The sequence below is a fragment of the Exiguobacterium sp. RIT341 genome, from assembly GCF_000632205.1.
Classification (GTDB): domain Bacteria; phylum Bacillota; class Bacilli; order Exiguobacteriales; family Exiguobacteriaceae; genus Exiguobacterium_A.
The window spans coordinates 433046-452117 of the sequence record NZ_JFYW01000001.1 but is presented as its reverse complement, the minus strand read 5'-3'; the positions used below and the strand labels follow the sequence as shown (position 1 = coordinate 452117).

The 19072-nt window shown below is 48.1% G+C and carries 17 protein-coding genes, 2 pseudogenes and 1 riboswitch; of the genes and pseudogenes, 3 read left to right on the top strand and 16 right to left on the bottom strand.

The features are described from left to right. Positions 1-36: 36 nt before the first annotated feature. A riboswitch (TPP riboswitch) is annotated at positions 37-146 on the bottom strand. Positions 147-168: 22 nt separating this feature from the next. The 11 genes and pseudogenes from rpe to gmk all read right to left on the bottom strand — a co-directional run bounded on the left by rpe (position 169) and on the right by gmk (position 11559). After that, entirely contained in the window at positions 169-825 is a 657-nt protein-coding gene (gene rpe, locus BW42_RS02225; RefSeq protein ID WP_035406894.1) for a ribulose-phosphate 3-epimerase, read from the bottom strand. 2 nt (positions 826-827) lie between these two features. Then, positions 828-1733 (bottom strand): ribosome small subunit-dependent GTPase A, encoded by a 906-nt coding sequence (gene rsgA, locus BW42_RS02220; RefSeq protein WP_035406891.1) that lies wholly within the window; start codon positions 1731-1733, stop codon positions 828-830. Positions 1734-1758: 25 nt separating this feature from the next. Further along, entirely contained in the window at positions 1759-3693 is a 1935-nt protein-coding gene (pknB, locus tag BW42_RS02215; RefSeq protein WP_035406889.1) for a Stk1 family PASTA domain-containing Ser/Thr kinase, read from the bottom strand. A 2-nt stretch (positions 3694-3695) separates the two neighbouring features. Further along, positions 3696-4430, bottom strand: coding sequence for a Stp1/IreP family PP2C-type Ser/Thr phosphatase (locus tag BW42_RS02210; protein WP_035406886.1), 735 nt, complete (start codon positions 4428-4430; stop codon positions 3696-3698). Between the two features lie 18 nt (positions 4431-4448). Further along, on the bottom strand, positions 4449-5780 hold the full coding sequence (gene rsmB, locus BW42_RS02205) for a 16S rRNA (cytosine(967)-C(5))-methyltransferase RsmB (protein WP_035406883.1): 1332 nt from the start codon (positions 5778-5780) through the stop codon (positions 4449-4451). After that, positions 5777-6697 (bottom strand): methionyl-tRNA formyltransferase, encoded by a 921-nt coding sequence (fmt, locus tag BW42_RS02200; protein ID WP_035409509.1) that lies wholly within the window; start codon positions 6695-6697, stop codon positions 5777-5779. Before fmt ends, rsmB begins: the two co-directional genes overlap by 4 nt. A gap of 24 nt (positions 6698-6721) precedes the next feature. After that, a pseudogene (def, locus tag BW42_RS16505) lies at positions 6722-7159 on the bottom strand (peptide deformylase); the annotation flags it as partial. Between the two features lie 9 nt (positions 7160-7168). Further along, on the bottom strand, positions 7169-9493 hold the full coding sequence (gene priA, locus BW42_RS02190; protein ID WP_035406880.1) for a primosomal protein N': 2325 nt from the start codon (positions 9491-9493) through the stop codon (positions 7169-7171). Then, positions 9490-10680, bottom strand: a complete 1191-nt coding sequence (coaBC, locus tag BW42_RS02185; protein WP_035406877.1) for a bifunctional phosphopantothenoylcysteine decarboxylase/phosphopantothenate--cysteine ligase CoaBC — start codon at positions 10678-10680, stop codon at positions 9490-9492. The genes priA and coaBC overlap by 4 nt, the downstream gene beginning before the upstream one ends. A gap of 56 nt (positions 10681-10736) precedes the next feature. Continuing rightward, positions 10737-10940, bottom strand: a complete 204-nt coding sequence (rpoZ, locus tag BW42_RS02180) for a DNA-directed RNA polymerase subunit omega (RefSeq protein ID WP_029342114.1) — start codon at positions 10938-10940, stop codon at positions 10737-10739. 1 nt (position 10941) lies between these two features. Then, positions 10942-11559: a guanylate kinase gene (gene gmk / locus BW42_RS02175; protein WP_174316772.1), complete on the bottom strand. Its 618-nt coding sequence runs from the start codon at positions 11557-11559 to the stop codon at positions 10942-10944. Between the two features lie 168 nt (positions 11560-11727). On the opposite strand from gmk, the gene BW42_RS02170 reads away from it, so the two are divergent. Continuing rightward, positions 11728-13419, top strand: coding sequence for an NFACT family protein (locus BW42_RS02170; protein WP_035406875.1), 1692 nt, complete (start codon positions 11728-11730; stop codon positions 13417-13419). Between the two features lie 63 nt (positions 13420-13482). On the opposite strand, the gene BW42_RS02165 is transcribed toward BW42_RS02170, so the two are convergent. The 4 genes from BW42_RS02165 to BW42_RS16500 all read right to left on the bottom strand — a co-directional run bounded on the left by BW42_RS02165 (position 13483) and on the right by BW42_RS16500 (position 16308). Beyond that, positions 13483-14394 carry an aromatic acid exporter family protein gene (locus tag BW42_RS02165; protein WP_035406871.1) on the bottom strand — a complete coding sequence of 304 codons (912 nt, stop codon included), beginning with the start codon at positions 14392-14394 and terminating at the stop codon, positions 13483-13485. Beyond that, positions 14391-15293 carry a hypothetical protein gene (locus BW42_RS02160; RefSeq protein WP_035406868.1) on the bottom strand — a complete coding sequence of 301 codons (903 nt, stop codon included), beginning with the start codon at positions 15291-15293 and terminating at the stop codon, positions 14391-14393. Before BW42_RS02160 ends, BW42_RS02165 begins: the two co-directional genes overlap by 4 nt. A gap of 204 nt (positions 15294-15497) precedes the next feature. After that, positions 15498-16187, bottom strand: a complete 690-nt coding sequence (locus BW42_RS02155; RefSeq protein WP_035406865.1) for a metal-dependent hydrolase — start codon at positions 16185-16187, stop codon at positions 15498-15500. Between the two features lie 19 nt (positions 16188-16206). Next, positions 16207-16308: a winged helix-turn-helix transcriptional regulator gene (locus BW42_RS16500; protein ID WP_231496886.1), complete on the bottom strand. Its 102-nt coding sequence runs from the start codon at positions 16306-16308 to the stop codon at positions 16207-16209. Between the two features lie 315 nt (positions 16309-16623). Here BW42_RS16500 and BW42_RS02145 point away from each other — a divergent pair. Together BW42_RS02145 and BW42_RS02140 are read left to right on the top strand one after the other, a co-directional pair. Continuing rightward, positions 16624-17086, top strand: a pseudogene (locus BW42_RS02145) (VOC family protein). Positions 17087-17115: 29 nt separating this feature from the next. Next, positions 17116-18087 carry a zinc-binding dehydrogenase gene (locus tag BW42_RS02140; RefSeq protein WP_035406862.1) on the top strand — a complete coding sequence of 324 codons (972 nt, stop codon included), beginning with the start codon at positions 17116-17118 and terminating at the stop codon, positions 18085-18087. Positions 18088-18198: 111 nt separating this feature from the next. Here the strand turns inward: BW42_RS02140 and BW42_RS02135 are convergent, their stop codons facing one another. Continuing rightward, positions 18199-19008 carry a GNAT family N-acetyltransferase gene (locus BW42_RS02135; RefSeq protein WP_035406859.1) on the bottom strand — a complete coding sequence of 270 codons (810 nt, stop codon included), beginning with the start codon at positions 19006-19008 and terminating at the stop codon, positions 18199-18201. Positions 19009-19072 lie beyond the last annotated feature (64 nt).

The window sequence follows — 19072 nt, the reverse complement described above, 5'->3', positions numbered from 1 at the left end:
AGAGGACGCAAAAAGGCAGTACGACGAACGCCGTACTGCCTGCGTGCGCCACATCCCTACGTCCGTTTGAACGGAACAGGTTCGAAGGGTTAAAGTCTAAAAGACTCCTCTCAGCCGCTTTTCAAGCGACACCCCTTGCGGTCATCATATTTCGTTTTCTCGTTCTTATTATACGGCAGCCCCTTGACGAATGCTAGTGATCGCTTCCGCATAATCTGGTGCATTGTAGATTGCTGATCCCGCGACAAGAACGTTCGCACCGTTTTCGATACAAAGTTTTGCTGTTGCCGGGTTGACGCCACCATCAATCTCGATTTCAAATGTCAGATCACGATCTGCTTTCATTTGTGCAAGTGATGCGAGTTTTGGCATGACACTCTCGATGAAGGCTTGTCCACCAAAGCCCGGATTGACCGTCATCAATAAGACCATATCGACATCCTCAAGGACGTGTTCAATCGTTGATAATGGCGTGTGAGGATTCAAGACGACCCCTGCTTTTGCACCAGCTAGCTTGATTTGTTGTAAAACACGATGGACGTGGTTCGTCGCTTCGACGTGGAACGTCACGATATCTGCCCCTGCCTTAATGAAATCTTCAACGAAACGTTCTGGCTGGTCAATCATTAAATGGACATCAAGGACCATATCCGTCTTTTGACGTAAACTGCTGAGCACAGGTAGTCCAAACGAGATATTCGGTACGAACTGACCATCCATGACATCGAAATGGATATAGTCCGCGCCTGCTGCCTCGACTGCTTTGACATCACGCTCAAGATTCGCAAAATCTGCTGATAAGATAGATGGTGCAATTTTAATCATCTTCAATACCTCCGGGCTCGATTCTTGATTTCGTCTATAAACATACCATAGTTCTCATAACGAGAGGACATGATTTCTTGTGCTTCGACGGCTTCCTTGACGGCACATCCGGGTTCATTCAAGTGCAAACATCCTCGATACTTACATTCGTCCTGTACAGCCACGAATTCAGGAAAACTCCACCGTACATCCTCGATTTCCATATCATACGGAAAATCAAGGTTCGAGAAACCTGGTGTATCAGCAATCAAGCCTTCGGCAAGTGGCATCAACGTGACGTGACGTGTCGTATGCCGTCCACGTCCGAGTGATTTCGAAATCGCACTCGTCTCTAAGTCGAGTGTTGGTTCAAGTGCGTTCAAGAGCGAACTTTTCCCAACACCGGATTGTCCGGCAAGAACGCTCGTTTTCCCGGCCAGTAACGGACGGACTTGTTCAACACCTGTCAATGTCTCACTTGATGTCTCGATGACCGTATAACCAATCTTCCGGTAAGCGGCAATTGCCTCTCTAACTGCAGGACCTTTGACATCATCAAGCAAGTCCATCTTCGTTAACAGGATGACGGGTTGGATTTCCTTCGCTTCGATCAAGACGAGGAAACGATCGAGCAAGTGCGCTGAAAAATCAGGTTCTGCAGCCGAGACGACAAGCAACGCTTGATCGATATTCGCGACAGGCGGGCGTACTAAAAAGTTGTCCCGCTCCTTCACTTCGAGAATATACCCGGTCTCACTTTCGATATGAAGAACGACTTCGTCTCCAACGACTGGACTGATGCCGCGTTTTCGGAAATTCCCTCTTGCCCGTGAACGGACCTCTCCTTCTGGTGTCATGACATCATAAAAGCCACCCTGCAGGCGTATGATCGTTCCTTCTCGATTCTCTTCGATGCGTTGTTCCGTCATCCTATGCACTCCTTTTTCATCACATTCACTGTGCGTCTTTTGCTTGATTGTACGTGATGGTTTTTGAACGATACACCGTATCGTCTTTATAAATCGTAATCTTGCCTTCTTCTCCCGGATCAATCGTCACCGGCACGTCGAATGTCTCATCTTGGTCAATTGATTCCTCGATGACGGTCCGCTTCCCTTTCGCATCTTCCGTCTCAATCCGGATGACTTGTTTCGGTGGTTCCTCGTCCTCGTTCTCGCTGACCGCGTCATAGACGACCTTTTCAGGGAACGTCGCTGTCAACGTTTTTTCTTCCTCACCTTTTGAGATGAAGACCGTCACGGAGTCGTTCGGTTCGACTTGAGTCCCTGCTTGTGGGAATTGACGGATAACTTGATCGAGTTTCACGTCGCTAGAAAATTCTTGCTCGAACGTTCCATCGAGCCCTTTTTCGTCCAGGTAGGCTTTTGCTTCGTCACTCGATAAGTTCGTCAAATCCTTCAACTCGAAAGAAGATGTTCCTTCCGAGACGGTGATCGTAATCGTTTGTTCTTTCGCGATGACCTCCGTACCAGCCGAGATCGATTGCCGGATCACATTACCTCGCTCGATTTCATCCGACTTTTCACGTTCGACCTCGACTTTAGCAAATCCAGCTTCTTTTAACGTCGCAATTGCTTCTTTTTCAACATCATCCGTTACATCTGGCACTTCGACCGGAGCACTGCCGGTTGAGACGACCAAATTGACTGTTGAGCCCTTTTTCACCTGCGCGTTTTCACGCGGTGTCTGACTGATCACGTCTCCTTCATCGACCGTATCACTGTTTCGTTCTGTCGTCTCGACAACAAATCCAAGTTTCTCAAGCTTCGTTTCCGCTTCATCTCCATCCGTTTTGACGACGGACGGTACCGTAACGGTAGGATCCGGCCACATCGCAAACGTCGTAGCCGCTCCACCGAGTAATACAAGTAATAATAGGATGACCCACCAGCGTTTTTTCTTTTTCTTTTCTGACGGTTTCGGTTGAACGGTCGTGACGACAGGTGTGTCCGGTTCCGCTTTTGATTCTTCTGGCACTTGTACAGGTGATAAGACCATCGTCTTTTCCATCTCATCCTCTTCTGCACCTCGGATGCCTTCACTTGCTCGTTCGTCAGACAACGCCGTCACCATATCTGCCTTAAAGGCTGCGACGGACTGCTGACGGTCATGCGGTGCTTTTGCGAGCGCCTGCATGATACAGTTCTCAAGCGCTTGTGGCACTTTCGGATTCAAGACGGATGGACGACGCGGTGTATCTTGCAGATGCTTCAAAGCGATCGCAACCGGTGAATCACCTTCAAACGGGACTTGTCCTGTCACAAGTTCGTATAAGACAGCACCAAGCGAATAGATATCCGACTTCTCATCGGCAAATTTACCTTTAGCTTGTTCTGGCGAGAAGTAATGGACAGACCCAAGGACCGACATCGTATGCGTCAGAGTCGCATTCGACATCGCCACAGCGATTCCGAAATCCGTTACTTTGACGGTACCATCCTCTCGAATCAACATGTTTTGCGGTTTGATATCGCGATGGATGATTCGGTGTGCATGGGCATGATCGATCGCATCACAAATTTGAGCGATGATATCGACGGCCTGCGGCACAGGTAATGCTTGATTTTCACAAAATGTCTTTAATGTCATACCATCGATATACTCCATGACGATGTAATAGATGGCATCTTCTTCGCCTACATCATAGACGGCAACGATGTTTGGATGATTCAAGCTGGTAGCAGCATGCGCTTCACGTTCGAATCGACGAATGAACTGTTCGTCATGCGAAAATTCAGTCCGTAAAATCTTAATGGCAACATGACGCTTTAAAATCTCATCATAGGCTTGATAGACATTCGCCATCCCGCCACTTCCAACTAGCCGTTCTATGCGGTAGCGGTCATTTAATCGATTTCCGTATCGCATATTCAGACCCTCTTTCTTTCTTTGAACCGGATGGCGGCAATCGTAATATTATCCGCGCCTCCTCGAGCATTCGCTTCTTTCACCAATTGTCCGACGATCTCATCAAGCGGATCATCCCGTAAGATGATTTGTTCAATGACACCATCTGGCACTTCATCGGTCAACCCGTCGCTACACACAAGGACGAGGTCATAGTCTGGAGCATCTCTTACTTGAATGTCGACTTCGACCGTTTCGTTCGAGCCGACCGATCGTGTGATGACATTTTTACGTGGATGATTTTCGACTTCCTCGTCCGAAAGCTCTCCCATTTGTCGTAACATGTTGACGTAAGAATGATCATCCGTCAATTGTTTTAACGCCGTACCTTCAAGAGCATAGACCCTACTGTCTCCAACATGACCGATGACGAGCAAATCCTCGACCCAGCACACACAGGCAATGGTCGTTCCGACGATCGCAAGTTGTTCTTCTTTTGAAAACTGAAGAATCCGGGCATTCGCTTCGGCTACACGTTGTTCTATCCATTCGGACAATTCCATCGGGCGATTTGGCATGAGGGAAAAGGATGCTTCAAATACCTCGCGAACGATCGCACTTGCGATATCGCCAGCAGCGTGACCTCCCATACCATCCGCAACGACAGCAAGACCACGTTCAGCGTTCCCGATGAGTAATACCGTATCCTCATTTTTAGTCCTGACTTTCCCAGTGGTCGAAAGGTGAGCTAACTCCATGACAGTCCTCCGTTCGTATCAATCTTCTCGTTTCTTAAACGCGGCAATGTAGAAGCCATCCGTTCCGACTGTCGTCGGTAACAACTTGAGTTCTGCTCGATTCCCAATCAGATGTCGCACGGATTCTGGCATGCGTTCCGCGAAAGATGCATCAAAGTCAAAACCCTGATCGAGAATGAACGCTGTCTGCTCCTCGTTTTCGGTCGGATCAATCGTACAAGTCGAATAGACGAAGATTCCACCTTTTTTAACGAGTGGTAAGACAGATGTCAAGATGTCTCGTTGAATTTTTGGGAGTTGCTCGAGTTGTTCTGGACGTTTCGTCCATTTGATATCCGGTTTTCTCCGAATGACACCAAGTCCTGAACAAGGTGCATCGACAAGAATCCGGTCAAAGGATTCGCTTTCGAAGCGTTCCCCTGCTTTACGGGCATCTAACGCTTCTGCTCGAACAGTCGTAAGACCTAATCGTGTCGCTTGCTGTTCAATCAATTTAATCTTATGTGGATGAAGATCAAGTGCCTGTAGTGTACCCGTCGTCAAACCTTCAGCAATATGCATCGCTTTCCCACCAGGTGCGGCACAGCTGTCGAGTACATGATCGGATGCTTCTGCACCAAGCGCACGGGCGACGAGCATTGAGCTCTCATCCTGAAGAGAAAGATACCCACGGTCAATCAGATCAGTTTTTTGGACGCTTCCTCGTTCGATTTCGAGACCGTCCGGCGCGACCGTAGATGGTTTTGCCGTCACACCTTGATCGAGTAGAAGCTCGATTGCTTCCTCCCGCGTCGTTTTCGTGCGATTGATGCGGACCGTGACCGGTGCCGGTGTGTTATTTAATTGACAGATCTGAAGCGTTTCTTCCGGACCAAACAGTTCGATCCAACGTTCGACGAGCCACTGCGGGTGACTCGTTTCAATGCTGATTCGTTTTGCAGCAGGCTCAATTTCAGCGAAATGAGGCATTCCCGCCCGTAATACATTCCGTAGCACTCCGTTGACAACTTTCGAGACATGGACTTTCCCACGTTTTTTAGCAATTTCAACGGCTTCATGAATGACGGCATGATCCGGTACACGATCGAGATAAAACAACTGATAGACACTCATTCTTAACAATGGGCGCATGAATGGATCAAGTTTTTTCTGTTTCGCTAAATATGGTTCTAAAATATAATCAAGCGTCAATTCACGACTGAGCGTCCCGTAAACGAGTTCCGTGAACAAGCCGACATCTGACGCCGAGATGGCGCGTTTTTCAAGCATTTGGTGGACCGTAATTGTTGAGAAGGCGCCACCTTGTCCGATTTTCATCAGTGTCGTTACTGCTGCGTCGCGTACATTCATGCGTTCTCACCTACTTGTTGTCCGAGTTCAAGCGATTGACCAATCCCGCGCATGAACGTGGCACCATCCATCCGTTTTTTGCCGGACGGCTGTAAGTCGATCAGCTTCAACGCTGTTTCGGAACCTGTCGCGATGACGGGACCATCCGCTTCTAATGCGATGATTTCACCCGGTCGTCCCGTTCCTGAGACTTTCGTTGCGAAAAAGACTTTTAAGCGATCGTTCCCAAGCATCGTATACGTACTCGGGAATGGATTCATCCCACGAATTTGATCGTAGAGTGTCTCACCCGGTAGCGTAAAATCAAGTCGTTCCCGCTCACGTGAAATGTTCGGCGCAAATGTCGCTTCTTCCTCGACTTGTGCTTCCGGTGTCAATTCACCTGCTAACAGACGTGGTAACGTTTCAAGTAACAGGCGCGCTCCTGCGTCCGCTAACTTCTCAAACATCGAACCGGCTGTATCGTTCTCTTCGATTGGAACGATGATTTTTGACAACATATCACCTGCGTCTAGCCGATCGACCATATACATGATCGTCACACCTGTCTCTTTTTCTCCATCGATGATCGCTTGATGAATCGGTGCACCGCCACGATATTTCGGTAAGAGTGACGCATGGACGTTGATCGCCCCAAAACGTGGTGCTTCGAGAATAGCGGTCGGGACGATCTGACCGTAAGCTGCCGTGATAATGAGATCTGGTTTTAAATCGAGAACATCTTGATAATCCTCTCGAATTCGTTTCGGTTGCAACACAGGAATGTCGTGTTCCATCGCGACGAGTTTTACAGGCGTCGGTTTGACTTCCCGTTTTCGTCCGACTGGTTTATCTGGTTGTGAGACGACACCGACGACGTCATACCCAGCATCGATGACTTCACGCAGCGTTCCTGCCGCAAACTCAGGCGTACCCATGAAAACGACGCGCGGTTTTTCTTGCTCGACGAGTTTATCCGTGAACAGGACACCATCTAAATGATCCATCTCGTGTTGGATGGCACGTGCAAAAAAACCGTTTGCTTTGATTTTAACCGTCCGCCCAAGACGATCTTGAGACTTGACGACGATTCGGTCGAACCGTTCAACCGGTCCGAAGATGCCCGGCATACTGAGACATCCTTCATCATCGATTTGCGAACCGTCCGCTTCGATGATTTCCGGGTTGATCAGCTCGATTGGTCCCGTCTCATCATCGGTATGAACGACGGCTACACGAATCGGCTGGTTGATTTGCGGTGCGGCTAAACCAACCCCGTCATATTCGTACATCGTATCGAACATCCGGTCGATCATTTTACCGAGTTTTTTATCAAACTTCGTGACAGGTTCACACACCTGTCGTAATACATCATTTGGTACTTCTACTACTTTATACATACAGACACCTCACATGAATACAAATGGATTCAAGTCAATCGCGACTTGTGTTTTTGATTTTTGACGACGGGATAAGATATCACGGAGATGTGTCCGGACATCCTCCTGTCCTTTATGTTTAATTAAGACCTGTTGCCGGTACATATTTTTGAGTCGAGCGAGTGGTGCATCAAACGGTCCATTGACGACTAAATCCTCAGATTCAAAGGCACGAAGCTCGGAAGCGATTTGCTGCGCTTCTGCTTGTGCTTCGAGCGGATGCGCTGCTGAAACTGTAATCAGACCAAGGAACCAAAATGGTGGATGCCCACCGAGCTTTCGCAATTGCATCTCTCGCTTATAAAACGTTTCGAAATCATGCTGTTTGGCCGTTTGAATGACGTAATGCTCCGGGTTGTAAGTCTGGATAATTGACTGACCAGCGAGTTGACCCCGTCCGGCACGACCCGACACTTGGGTGATCAACTGAAACGTGCGCTCACTTGCTCGAAAATCCGGAATACCAAGCGTCGCATCGGCAGCAATCACTCCGACGAGTGTAACGTTCGGAAAGTCGAGACCTTTTGCGATCATCTGTGTTCCGAGCAGAATGTTTCCTTCCTTGCGTTCAAAGGCATCGAGTAATTTCTCATGCGCACCTTTACGCGACGTCGTATCCTGATCCATCCGGATGATTCGCGCCTCCGGAATCAAGTGTGCCAATTCTTCCTCAATCTTTTGCGTACCCGTTCCGAACTGACGAATTTTCGTCGATTCACAGGACGGACAAGTTTTCGGCATTGCGGCTTCAAACCCACAGTAGTGGCATTTCAAGCGATCTTCATGTTGGTGATAGGTTAAATTCACGGCACAATGCGGACATTGTAGCGTCTCCCCGCAATCCCGACATAAGACGAAGGTCGTATATCCGCGACGGTTCAGGAGTAAGACGGTCTGTTCCCCACGTTCGATGCGTTCTTTGATGCCTTCGACTAGCGCGAGGCTGAACGGCGTACGATTGCCCCGTTCGAGTTCCTTACGCATATCAACGATGTCGACTGGAGGCAGTTCCCCACCGAATCGTTCACGAAGCGGTAAGTAACGATAAACCCCTTTTTGTGCCCGTGCATACGTCTCGAGTAACGGTGTTGCACTTCCGAGCACGACGGGACAACGATGATAGGCTGCCCGCCATTTTGCGACGTCGCGCGTATGATAGCGCGGATTCTCTTCCTGCTTATAAGTTGTTTCATGTTCTTCATCGAGAATGATGATTCCGATGTTCGTCAGCGGCGCAAACACAGCAGACCGTGCACCGACGACGACATCGACCTCGCCTTGGGCGATTTTGCGCCACTCATCATACTTTTCTCCGAGCGATAGACCGCTATGCAAGACAGCGACCCGTTCTCCGAAACGGCGTTTAAACCGTTTGACCATCATCGGCGTCAGACTGATCTCTGGGACGAGCAAGATCGCTTGTCTACCGCGTTCGAGTTGTGCATGAATCGATTCAAGATACACTTCCGTCTTACCGCTTCCTGTTACGCCATGTAACAAAAACGTTCCGGTCTCAGCTTCAGCCGTAATCGCCGAGACAGCTTCCTGTTGCTTTTCCGTCAAAGAGGACGGCACAAAGATGTCTTGGACGAGATGTTCATAAGGATTTCGCCGAACATCGATCGTCTCGACTTGAATGATGCTCTTTTTCTCGAGGGCGTTCAACGTCGCGCTCGTTGCGCCCGTTGCCTGCTTGACTTCACTCCAAAGCGCATCCGGAAATTCTTGAATATACGAGTAAAGTGCCGCTTGTTGGCTCGCTTGTTTCGTAAAAGTTGCTTGCTCCTCTAGAAGACGAATCCGTTTATCGATCTTAGACGTCTTTTTCTCGCGAATGACCGGTTGAAGCGTCACGTCAGCTTGTTTCGCCGCTGTTAAGACGATTTGTTGGACTTCCGTTGGCAATTGACTCATTTTCTTGCCATGATATGCCCGAAGTGGGCCCGACTCGACTATGACCAGTTTATCATAACTCACCTTTAAGGCAGCCGGCAGCATCGCAAGCAATGCCGTCGCTTGAAAACACAAAGTCGTTTCCGATAGATACGCCGATAACTCGAGTAATTCCTGTGTATAGGTCGGGGTCTCATCTAAGACACGGACGATCGATTTGACGTTCGTCAGATCAGACGTTGCTTTCGTTCCGACGACGATTCCAAGCAACGCCCGTGGACCAAATGGTACTTCGACGCGCATACCGGGAACGATCAGCTCTTGCCAGAGTTCTGGAACGGCATAATCGAACGGACGATCGACCGTTGCTGCTGCGACGTCAACGATGACTTCGGCTATCATGCCAATGCCTCCGCGAATTGGCGCATGAGCGATTTGGCGAGCGTCGATTTCAATTGTTGATCGTATCGCGTAACGGAATCGTTCTTTCCAAAAACGACGACTTCATTTTCATCACTGACGAATCCGATATCAGATCGTGACACATCATTCGCGACAATGAAATCGGCTTTCTTTCGGACGAGTTTTTGTTTAGCGAACGTCTCGACATCCGTCGTCTCAGCCGCAAATCCGACTAATAGCTGATGTTGTTTCTGCTCACCAAGCGTCTTCAGAATATCGGTCGTCTCTTCGAGTTCAATTCGAAGTGGTCCGTGGATTTTTTTCTGCTTCTGATCGTACTGGATAGACGGTCGATAGTCAGCTACGGCAGCGGACATGATGACGATGTCTTGCGTTTCATAATCACGTAACATGGCTTCAAGCATCTCTTCTCCTGATTCAACAGCAATAGTCGCTATCCCGGTCGGTAATCCGATCCGAAGTGGTCCATGGACGAGCGTGACATCGGCACCTGCGTCTCTTGCCGCCTCTGCTAGTGCAATTCCTGTCTTTCCGGAAGAATCATTCGTCAAGTAACGAACCGGATCAATCCGTTCCACGGTCGGTCCCGCACTGATCAAGACTTTTCGTCCGGCTAGATACTTCTCTTCAAAGAACGTTGAGAGTGTTGCGACTAAGTCTTCCGGTTCAGGTAAACGACCTTTCCCGACCCAACCACATGCGAGATTTCCGACTCCCGGTGCAATCACCTGGACACCGTCCTGCTTCAGTTGTTCGATGTTGCGGACTGTCGCCGGATGTTCGAGCATGTTGACATTCATCGCTGGTGCGACGATGACGGGACATGTCGCTGCAAGGATCGTCGTCGTGATGAAATCATCCGCGATCCCGTGCGCGAGTTTTGCAATTAAATTCGCGGTCGCTGGTGCGACGACGATCAGGTCCGCTTCGTCCGCTAAATCGATATGGGCGATCTTTGACGGATCATGCTCGATGAAGACGTCATCATAGACCGCTTTTCGCGTCAGTGCTTCAAACGTCGTCTTACCGACGAATTGTTGCGCATTACGCGTCATCGCGACTTGAACATGTGCGCCTGCTTGAACAAGCTTTGAAGCGAGTGCTGCTGATTTGTAGGAAGCGATTCCACCGCCGACACACAGTAGAATGTTTCGGTTGGTTAACATGTAGGTGTCCTCCTTATTGAAAAAAACAGCCACGATGACAAGTGGCTGCTTCAAAATTAGTCTTGCGGTTGGTTCGTGACGGATACTTCTTCGAAATAAAGCTCTTCTAAAGCTTTCCCGACCGGTTTATGCGATTTTGGGTTCGTGACTTTCACGCGTTTCCCGTCTTGGATTTGACGCGCACGCTTAGCGGCAACTGTAACGATTGTATATTTCGACGGTACTTTCTTTTGAAGCTTATCAACTGATGGATATAACATATCACTTAACCTCCATGGCTTTTTTATATAGGGACGCGACACGTTCCCGACTGCAATGTTCCGCTGTGACGATCGCTTGGATCCGGTCACAGGCTTTATGAATTTCGTCGTTCGTCACGACATAGTCATAGGCATCCATCATCTCGATCTCTTCCTTAGCGACGAGAAGACGTTGCTTAATGACTTCCTCCGATTCCGTTCCACGCCCTACGAGGCGGTTCCGTAATTCTTGGAGGCTTGGAGGTGCAAGGAATAAGAAGACAGCTTCCGGAAAATGTTCTTTGACCTGCATGGCCCCTTGAACTTCGATTTCGAGAATGACGTCTTTTCCTTCATCTAGGATCTGGTTCACCCATTCGACAGGTGTTCCATAGTAGTTCCCTACGAATTCAGCATATTCCAAGAGTTGATTGTTCGCAATCATCTCTTCGAATTCTTCACGCGATTTAAAGAAATAGTGGACACCATCTACTTCTCCTTCACGCGGTTGGCGCGTCGTACAGGATACCGAGTAATGCAGATCGTTATCCTGATCTTCGCGCAAGGCACGACAGACCGTTCCCTTTCCGACACCACTTGGACCAGATAATACGAGTAATAAGCCACGCTCTTTGAAAATCACTTCAAAACCCCTCCATCTCACAAACTTCACATTGTTTCATATTAGCAGTAGAGATAGGAAGTTCGCAAGTCATCTTTTTTAGCTCGACTGCTTTATCATACCATAACGATGCCATTTCTGTTACCTTTAGAAAGTGAGAACGAAATCAAGAAAGAAGGTAATCGTATGGCTTTTGACGGATTGATGACGACACGCGTCGTCAAAGAACTCCAACCGCTCGTCGGAGGACGGATCAATAAGGTATACCAACCATATACATTGGATTTAGTATTCCAGGTCCGGGCCGAGCGAAAAAACGTATTGTTGCTCGCCTCTGCGAATGCCATGTATGCACGGATGCACATTACGTCGGAAGCGGTCAGCAACCCGAGTGAACCCCCACTCTTCTGTATGATGCTTCGCAAGCATGTCGAAGGCGGATTCATCGAATCGATCGAACAACTCGAACGCGACCGGATCATTGTCTTACGTGTCCGTTCCCGCAACGAACTTGGCGATGAGGAAGCGAAAAAAATCTATGTCGAGTTGATGGGACGACACTCGAACATCATTTTGACCGATGGACAAGATAAGATCCTCGATGCGATCAAACACTTACCACTCAGTCAAAATACATTCCGGACGATCATGCCAGGGATGACCTATCAACTTCCACCAGCACAGGATAAAGTGGATCCACTCACAGGAGATATCGAAAAGGCACTCCACCGAATCGACTGGAACGCTGGGAAACTGGATCGCCAGTTACTTGGTCTCTTCAGTGGTCTGTCTCCACAAATTGCTAAGGAAGTCGTCACGCGGGCAGGTCTTGCGAACCGGACGAATCTTGCTACCGCTTTCCAGGACGTCTTAAAAGAACTAAACGGTCCTTATGTATTGCAACGGATGGAAGGCGGCAAGGAACGCTTTGCACCGGTCCGCTTAACGGAAGGTTCAATCATTGACGAAAAGACGTTCGCGACGAGTGGTCAAGTCCTCGACGCATTCTTCCATCAAAAAGCAAACCGCGATCGTGTCAAACAACAAGCGGCCGATCTCGAACGGTTCATCAAGAGTGAGTACGATAAGAATATCTTAAAGCGCTCAAAACTCGAAAAAGATTTAGAAGCGACGTTACGAATGGATGAATGGAAGCATAAAGGAGAACTGCTGACGACTTATCTCTATCAGCTCGAACGCGGGATGAAGGAAGCAACCGTCGTCGATTACTATGATCCAGACGGTGCTGAAATCACGATCTCGCTTGATCCCCGCTTCTCGCCAAACGAGAACGCACAGCGTTATTACAAACGGTATAACAAATTAAAAACCGCCAAAGTCGAAGTCGCGCGCCAGCTTGAGAAGAACCAAGCCGAGATTGCGTACTTCGAAGGTTTGCTTGCCCAACTCGATGTCGCATCCCCGGAAGATATCCGGGAAATGCGCGAGGAACTCGTCGAAGAAGGTTATCTGCGCGAACGACAAAAGAAGAAAAAGAAACCACAACTCCCACAACTCGAAGAATATCGTTCTTCGACCGGCCTTCCATTCTTCGTCGGAAAGAACAATAAACAAAATGATTACGCGACGTTCAAGTTTGGACGTCGGTCCGATACGTGGTTACACACGAAGGATATCCCAGGATCGCACGTCATCATTCAAAGTGATGCACCGGATGAGACAACGTTAAAAGAAGCAGCGATTGTTGCCGCCTACTACTCGAAAGCACGTGAATCGAGCCAAGTCCCGGTCGATTTTACGGAGTTACGATATGTCAAAAAACCGAGTGGTGCAAAACCCGGCTTCGTCATCTATACGGATCAAACGACACTTTACGTCACACCTGATCCAGATGTCGTCCAATCCTTACGTCAATGACGCTACACAAAAAAGCGCTGTTTTTCCTAAATATCACTTAGGAGAGACAGCGCTTTTTCATCTTCACTTCATTTTTTCTAACTGTTCCCGGTAATCGAGCAAATGCCCATGGATGATATCCTTCGCCTCGCTTAATTCTTGATCGAATGAGAACATCGCTTGTTTTCGTTCGTGGGAGAAGATGACATCGTAATGATGGCTGAGTAAGAAATCAATTTCCTGGCCGAGCGTCTTTTCCTGTTCTTCTGTCATCGGGATATCCCGATGACTGGCAATGCTTTCAAGCAAGACGAGCAACTTGTCTTCAAGATCGACAAGCTCCTTCAGTCGGATGAACGCTTCACTTTGACCGCTTGCCATCAATGGATATTTTTGATCTTCTTGAAGCATCAACATCATTTCTTCATGTTTGAGAATTTGTTTCCGAACGGCAAGCAGCCTCGTATCATCTTGCACAAGACTCCGCCAATCTTCCATCAACTGTTGCGTCGTTTTTTTGACAAGCAAGAGTAAACGATCCTCATAATGTGGCGGGAAGACGATGTAATTGATGAGGACAGCAGATAACACACCGACGACAGTCAACAACGAACGTGATAATGCATAGTGGACGTAGTCGGCGGTCGGACTCTCGAACATCAACACGATGGCAAAGGCCGCGAACGTCGACATATCCGTTCTTCCAATCATCGAATTAAGGACGAGCGAGACAATTACGGCGAGTCCAATCGTCAGCGGATTCGCCCCAAGTGTCGCAACAATCGCAAGACCACACATTAATCCAAGTACTGTTCCGAAAATCCGGTTGAAGACGATTTTAAACGACCGATGAATCGTCGGTTGCATGGCAACAATTGCTGCGACAGCCCCCATTCCCGAATAAATATCGAACACATACCAGGAGATACTAAGCGCAAGAGCTACCGCGATACCGGTCTTGACCGTTCGTAGTCCAATCCGAAACTTTAATTTCACTCGAGCGTCACCTGCCCGACTTCACTATTGACTGTCACTTCCGGTTTTTCTTGTTTCGACAGTTCATAAATTGTCTCATCCTTATTCTTTTGTTTCGTATATCGGTCAGAGGCTTTAATATCGCCTCCTGTGTCAATCGTAATCGTACCGGCTGATTTATTTGGTTTTAGCTTCGTCGCGCCGTCAATCGTTGTGACGTCGAGACTCAACTTCGCCACATATTCCGCAAGAGAAACACTTTCACCTGTCACTTGCGCATGGACGGCATCCATCTCTTTGATGGAAATCGCACGTGTTGCATTCAGTGTAATCTCATCGCCTTTTACTTTATCGAGACTCATCGCTTCTCCGTCCATCTCGATCGTTTTTGCGTAGATGCCCATTCCTTTAAGTGTTCCAGCATCGACATCGACACGGTTCATATAACTCGGTAGTCCCACTTGAATCGTATAGTCTGCTGTTTTTTCGCTCGGACGATTGCCGAGTCGAGACAGCCAACCATCTCGTCCTGTCACCGTTACCGTATTCGTCGATGTACTGATTTTCAGTCGTTTTCCACTCGATGCACTATCGACGAGTTTGATTTGGACGTTTCCGTCTGTGCTTCGAACGAATTGTACCGTTGCGTGCGGTGCCTCGATAGCGAGAGACTTATAGCGATTCGTCGTCTTGAATGTTTCGCCGCGCGATAACAATTCCGTTGAGACGAGCAATGTAATCGAATAGATGACGACAAGTCCGAGAACGACACCACCGTATAAATAAAGCGGTCGCTTCACTGGTCCTTTTTCTCCAATGCGGTTCAACCGTGCATCCATCTTTTGTTTTTGTTTATTTTTTAAGCGTGTGAACGACGATTGTTTTCGTTTCCGCACACTCCTACTGTTATGCTCTTCCATGTCAGTCCCTCCATCTCATGTCTACCATTATTCCGAATATCTGAATCGGCTGTCAACAGCCCCTTCTTATCATAGAAGAAGTTCACCGTTTCGCCATCGGGCGGAAGAAGGAAGCATAATCGGATGAACTACAGATATTCCAGAAGAATAATCGACAAAAAGGAGAGGAACCTTGACGTTTCCTCTCCTTTGCTTAAGAACGGATTATAATTCGAGTGACTCGCCGATCGCGAGTAAATGACCAGTTTGACCTTGCGCTTCAATTTGTTCACAGAATGCGTTCGCATCTTGTTTGATTAAATCAAATGTATCGTAGTGGATCGGTACGACTGCTTTCGCTTGCAACATATCTGCAGCGATCAACGCATCATCCGGACCCATCGTGAAGTTATCACCGATCGGTAAGAAGGCTAAATCGATTTCGTGATGGGCGCCATAAAGGGCTAAATCCCCGAACAGTGCCGTATCGCCTGCGTGATAGATTTCTTTGCCTTCGATTGTCAGCAAGAATCCAGCCGGCATCCCCATATACGTAATGGTTTGTTTCTCTTCATCGATGATGCTTGATGAATGGAATGCCTGTGTCATCTTTACTTTACCAAACGAGAATTCAAACTGTCCGCCAAGGTTCATCGGGTGGACATTCAATCCTTTGAAGCTTAAATACGTTGCCAACTCATGCGTAGCGATGATCGTCGCCCCCGTTGCTTTCGCGATCCGCTCTGCATCAAGCATATGATCGGCATGCGCATGCGTCAAAAGAATGAAGTCCGCCTTGACGTCATCGGGATTCGTCGTCGCTTTATCGTTACCACTAAAGAAGGGATCGATGACGAGATGGTGACCATTCGTTTCAATCGTTACTGTTGACTGTCCATGATAAGTTAGCTTCATCTAGTTCACTGCCTCTCGATTAGGATTCGGATAATTGATTCCCTTCCCCCCATGCACATAAACCTTTCATGACCGGTTGTAGTGTAAATGACGCCTCTGTCAATTTGTATTCGACGTGCAGAACGGCTTCATCATACTCAATCTGCTCAATTATTTTGAGTCGTTCAAGTTCCTACAACTGATCAGTCGAGACTTTCCGAGAAATCCCGGGAATGGCACGTTGTAACTTAAAAATATTTCGTATCTTTCTCTAACGTGCAATATAATTGTGAACGCCATTTTCCGCCGATGATGGCGAGCTCCCGATTGACCGGAAATTGTTCAGTCGACATGTTGTTCTCTCCCCCAAAGTCGTTACTTCAAAGTGCGTACTATGAAATGGAGTGTAGCGCAGGTTAAAGTATGCTTAAATCATTTTGCAAAAAGAGTGTTAGACATGACGTATCCATATAATTTTTCGCACATCGGTCTTTCCGTGCCGAATCTCGACGAAGCTGTTCGTTTTTATCAAGAGATGAAGGACTGGTATATTATCATGGAACCATTTGATGTCCTCGAAGATGATTCTACCATCGGTGTCATGTACACAGACGTCTTTGGTACATGATGGGACAAGTTCCGGATCGCCCACATGGCGTCAGATGATCGCATCGACATCGAGTTGTTTGAATTCCCGAACAATGAACAATCCGAGAGTAATTGCGAATTCCTGAAACAGGTATCTTGCATTATACGGTTCAAGGCCCAGATGTCGAAGGGTTCGTCGAAAAAATCGTCCTCACGGCGGTAAACAACGGATGTCGATCTGCGAATACTATCCAGGAGACAAACCTTACCGGATAGTCTACTGTGAGGATCCATTTGGTAATCTCGTCGAAATTTACTCTCACTCATATTAACTCACGTATTCGAAAGGAGCTTATTAAACATGAAAGCATGGTTAAACCACTCAGGTACAGCCATTGATCAATGGACATTCGAAGAGGTCAAGACACCGACGCCAGGAGAAGGACAAGCCTTGATTCGCGTCAAGACGGTCGCACTGAATCCCGTCGACTATAAGGCAACCAAAAATCCAGCTTGGACGTTCCCGCATATTCCGGGCGTTGACCTAGCGGGTGTCGTCGAACAAATCGGACCCGGCGCAGAAGTGAAAATCGGCGATCGTGTAGCGATTCATACGAACCTGCAACGCGATGGTGCTTTTGCTGAATACGTACTTGTTGATACACGTGCTCTTGCCCCGATTCCAGAAGACGTCTCATTCGCTGAAGCCGCTGCGATTCTTTGCGCAGGCATGACAGCTTATGAAGCGATCGTCCAAAAGATGAATACGACAGGTAAAGAGACGATTCTCATCCATGCTGGTGCAGGTGGTGTGGGTGGCATCGGCATTCAACTCGCAAAACGCCTGGGTCTTAAGGTCGCGACGACTGCTTCGACGGAAAACCATGAGTGGGTCAAGCGACTCGGTGCCGATCTTGCCATCGACTACAAAAAAGAAAATGTAACCGAGGTCATTCGCGATTGGACGAATGATCGCGGCGCTGACTTGATTTTCAATACGGTCGGTCGAAATGAAGCAACAGCAGATCTCGGACGTCTTGCCTTCTCGGGTCAACTCGCCTTCATCGCCGGCGGTCCTGATCAATCGGTCGTCAAGCCGTTCACGCTCTCCCCTTCGATCCATGAAGTAGCACTTGCGGCTGCTTATGCAAGCGAAGATGACCGCGCGATCCGAAACCTTGGTCATATGGCAAGTGAATTATTACAACTGGTCGCAACGAAAGAACTCGATCCACTCGTCACAGAGGAGATTCCAGCAGCGGACATCGTCAAAGGATTACAACGTCTATCTGAACGTCACGTCCGTGGTAAAATCATCGCTAAATTTAACTAATACTTGCCGCGGCACAAAACAGCCGACTGTCCTTAGATAATAGGACGGTCGGCTGCTGTCGTACTCTATTTTTTAATTCCTGAACGTTGACTGAAAAAGCATCAGCCATGTTCACCGGTAGCGTTCTTGTTTTTTGATATGTAAGGATCGTCCGACTAACTCGAAACCGACATGCTGATAGATTTTATTCGCTGTCTGGTTCGACCAATCGGTATAGAGCGTCACGACCGGATAAGACTGTAGGAGGTGTTCAGATAGTTTTGCGACAAGATAAGAAGCATATCCATTCCCACGTAGTTTTTTCGGCGTATAGACGTAAGAAATCGTAATCCCAGTTTGCGTGGGACGTGTCGCTGCCGCCATCGCGACGAGCGTATTTCCGCTAAACAATCCGAACAAGCTTCCTTGCTGAATGTGTCGCGTCATTGACTGATGGAGTTGCGTAAGCTGTCGATCAGATGGACGCGTTTCGACCTCATATAAAAATCCGGACGCAAATTCTAAGGCTTGTTGTCCTTCATCGTTCGAAACCGGTCGGAAGACGACGTTCTCCGGAACATGTGGCATCTCGACCTTCGTCAATGCATACATCCCTTGTTCCATATGTACCTCATACATGGAATGTGGGAGTAAAAGCGGCGCTAAGATGGCCTGTTCTCCGACGAATCCTGGACTATCCAGAATTCGCGCAAGCTTTCGAATCCCTTCTTGCGAGAACATATCCCCTGCGACGATGACTTGCTCCGGTATCGTTTGCAATATGACGAGACGATGATCGCCTTCTTGTGCCGTTGCCATCAAGAGCGGTTCATCCCCACGTTCTAATATACCTAGAATCAACTGATGCGTATCTGGACGTTCAAGCAGAAACGGGAGGACGACCATTTTGAATTGTTCATAATCACGATAATGCGTCACCATAGTCGACGACCTCCTTTATTTCTATAGTGTACCAAATCATGCACTAGAAATCGTAGGTCGTCCG

What these genes read in the sequence shown, in the direction of transcription:
- BW42_RS02140 (WP_035406862.1), top strand. Translation starts at nt 17,116, where the DNA reads ATGAAAGCATGGTTAAACCACTCAGGTACAGCCATTGATCAATGGACA.
- BW42_RS02210 (WP_035406886.1), bottom strand. Translation starts at nt 4,430, where the DNA reads ATGGAGTTAGCTCACCTTTCGACCACTGGGAAAGTCAGGACTAAAAAT.
- BW42_RS02135 (WP_035406859.1), bottom strand. Translation starts at nt 19,008, where the DNA reads ATGGTGACGCATTATCGTGATTATGAACAATTCAAAATGGTCGTCCTC.
- rpe (WP_035406894.1), bottom strand. Translation starts at nt 825, where the DNA reads ATGATTAAAATTGCACCATCTATCTTATCAGCAGATTTTGCGAATCTT.
- rpoZ (WP_029342114.1), bottom strand. Translation starts at nt 10,940, where the DNA reads ATGTTATATCCATCAGTTGATAAGCTTCAAAAGAAAGTACCGTCGAAA.
- coaBC (WP_035406877.1), bottom strand. Translation starts at nt 10,680, where the DNA reads ATGTTAACCAACCGAAACATTCTACTGTGTGTCGGCGGTGGAATCGCT.
- priA (WP_035406880.1), bottom strand. Translation starts at nt 9,493, where the DNA reads ATGATAGCCGAAGTCATCGTTGACGTCGCAGCAGCAACGGTCGATCGT.
- rsmB (WP_035406883.1), bottom strand. Translation starts at nt 5,780, where the DNA reads ATGAATGTACGCGACGCAGCAGTAACGACACTGATGAAAATCGGACAA.
- BW42_RS02155 (WP_035406865.1), bottom strand. Translation starts at nt 16,187, where the DNA reads ATGAAGCTAACTTATCATGGACAGTCAACAGTAACGATTGAAACGAAT.
- pknB (WP_035406889.1), bottom strand. Translation starts at nt 3,693, where the DNA reads ATGCGATACGGAAATCGATTAAATGACCGCTACCGCATAGAACGGCTA.
- BW42_RS02160 (WP_035406868.1), bottom strand. Translation starts at nt 15,293, where the DNA reads ATGGAAGAGCATAACAGTAGGAGTGTGCGGAAACGAAAACAATCGTCG.
- rsgA (WP_035406891.1), bottom strand. Translation starts at nt 1,733, where the DNA reads ATGACGGAACAACGCATCGAAGAGAATCGAGAAGGAACGATCATACGC.
- fmt (WP_035409509.1), bottom strand. Translation starts at nt 6,697, where the DNA reads ATGGGTACGCCTGAGTTTGCGGCAGGAACGCTGCGTGAAGTCATCGAT.
- BW42_RS02170 (WP_035406875.1), top strand. Translation starts at nt 11,728, where the DNA reads ATGGCTTTTGACGGATTGATGACGACACGCGTCGTCAAAGAACTCCAA.